At 59.9% G+C, this 2,604-nt stretch carries 1 protein-coding gene; it reads left to right on the forward strand.

The genetic code is table 11. The annotated features are described in order from the left end of the window. Nucleotides 1-44 precede the first annotated feature (44 nt). Entirely contained in the window at nucleotides 45-2,447 is a 2,403-nt protein-coding gene (locus tag AC5RK6_RS01485) for an LPXTG cell wall anchor domain-containing protein (RefSeq protein WP_274755797.1), read from the forward strand. The last annotated feature ends 157 nt before the right edge of the window (nucleotides 2,448-2,604 follow it).

A 2,604-nucleotide genomic window follows, 5' to 3' on the forward strand; every position in this document is an offset into this window, starting at 1 on the left:
CACTTAGTTTAGGTATCTCATCTACCTAGATAAGGATTGATAAAATGCTCACGCGAACCGTATCACGGTTCCTCGCGATCATCGCCGCCGTGGCAATGGTGGTCGTGGGGCATCCGTTACGTGCCGAGGCAGCGCCACAGGCAACGTACGAATTTAGTTACAATATTTCCTGGGATAGCGTGCAGAAGTTTGACATCGCTGCATACAATCCGGAGAACCCCGCCGAAAAGGTCGTTTTCCCGACCGATCCGGCACGTAGCTACCGTTCCACCACGTACCCCGCGGGGTGGAAGCTCAGCGGTGAAATCGTCATGAAACCGACCCGCGTTCTTATCGGAACCAGCGGTGCCTTCGAGCTCGGCTCGGACTTGACGGAAAGCGTGACCGGCATCGGTAAGGATGCCGTTGTCACGTATACGTTGAAGGACTACACCCCGACGGGGCGGATCTACCTGGGGACCAACGTCACGTTCTTTAATTACGCTACGTACCACCTCAATGGCGGTACTTGGTCGGGTGAGATTCCGACCGACCATCTGGCGCAGCGCCCCGGGTCCTATCACCAAATGTTCATTACCCCGCACGGTACCGTGCAAAAGCCAGCCGATCCCACGCGTGAGGGCTACACCTTTATCGGGTGGTCCGGAAGCAGTTCCCTCATCGGCGATCCTGCCACGGGTAGTGAAACGAAGTATTTCACGGCGGAGAACCCCTACCAGTTCGATGAAATCGACGGCAATCAGGTCGTCGGGAAACGTCGCGGCGGCATCGTCCGCCTGACCGCCGAGTGGGCGAAGCTGCCCACGCTCGAGGTGAAGAACATCGAGATCTGGGAAAATGATCCCTTCGATCCGCAAAGCATGATTGTGTCCGCGAAGGACTACAAGAACCGTGACCTTACCGATCCGGCATCGGGCGGCTCGGTGACCCACACGGGCAATTATGACGCCACCACCTACGGCACCTACCCGATCGAATTCACCGCGACCGATGAGCACGGCGGTACGGTCACGAAGACCGCCAACCTCATCGTCAAGAAGCGCTGGACCCCGCTCGTTCCCGCTCCCACGCTGGAGCTGAAGGATGTGGAGATCAAGGCCGGTGATCCCTTCACTCCGCAAGACATGGTTGTCTCCACCGCCGGTGGTGAGGCCGTGCCCAGCCCGGATAACGTGTACGATCCGAATACTCCGGGCACCTACACCCTGACCTTCACGGTCACCAACGAACAGGGCGCCAAGGTCACCAAGACGGCAACCCTCACGGTTAAGCAGCCGCTCGTTGAGCTGGTTCCGGCTCCGACTTTGGAGCTGAAGGACGTGAAGATTATCGTGGGTGACCCCTTCACTCCGCAGGACATGGTTGTCTCCACCGCCGGTGGTGAGGCCGTGCCCCGCCCGGATAACGTGTATGACGTGAACAAGCCGGGTAAGTACCCCTTGAGCTTCACGGTGACCAATGAGCAGGGTGCGAAGGTGACGAAGACCGCGACGCTCACGGTCGTGCAGCGGTGGACCGCGATTATTCCGGCCCCGCAGCTCGTGGTGAAGAACGTGGAGATCAAGGCCGGCGATCCGTTCGATCCGAAGGACATGATTGTTTCTTCGAACGGGACCGTGGTGCCCAGCCCGGATAACGTGTATGACCCGAATACTCCGGGTACGTACACGCTCACTTTCTCGGTGACGAATGAGCAAGGTATTACGACGACGAAGACGGCGACCCTCACGGTTAAGCAGCCGCTCGTTGAGCTGGTTCCGGCTCCGACTTTGGAGTTGAAGGACGTGAAGATCATCGTAGGTGACCCCTTCGATCCCAAGGATATGATCGTCGCTTCGAACGGCAACGTTGTTGCGAGCCCCTCGAACACCTTCGATACCGCCACTCCGGGCACGTACGAACTGAGCTTCTCGGTGACGAACGCGCAAGGCGTGACGACCACGAAGACTGCGACCCTCACGGTCGTGGGCCGGTGGGTGACCATCGAGGAGGTTCCCACCCTCACTCTCAAGAATGTGGAAATCACCGTGGGGGACCCCTTCGACCCGAAGGACATGGTTATTTCCGCCAGTGGAGAGGTCGTTGCCAACCCTGGCAATGTGTACGACGCTAACAAGCCGGGTACGTACACCCTGAGCTTCACCGTAACCAATGACAAGGGCGCGAAGGTTACCAAGACTGCGACCCTCACGGTCAAGGCCAAGGCTGCCCAGCCTGGCACCCCGAGTCAGCCCGGCACAGTGACCGATCCCGCCAAGATCGGCGAACCCGGCCAGGCCGGGGAAGCCAAGAAGCCTGGCAAGGTGACCAAGCAGCCCGCCAAGGTCACGAAACCTGGCCGTTCCCTCGCCCATACCGGTAGCGAAGCGGCCCTGCCCTTCGCCCTCGGTAGCGCATTCCTGCTGGCCGGTGCCGCCCTTGTGGCGACTCGCCGCAAGAAAGCATAAGGCGCCGTGCGCTCGTCAGCTGGCAAGCTAGCCCGCTAACGCACTAGCAAAAAAGTGTGGGGGCATCTCAATTGAGGTGCCCCCACACTTGTGCCTGCGGCTGCATTCGGTTGCCTCCGGTCGCGCTCGCGTTGAGCTACTCGCGGCCCGGAGCCGC

The sequence above is a fragment of the Actinotignum sp. usb-actsch-213 genome, from assembly GCF_059085665.1.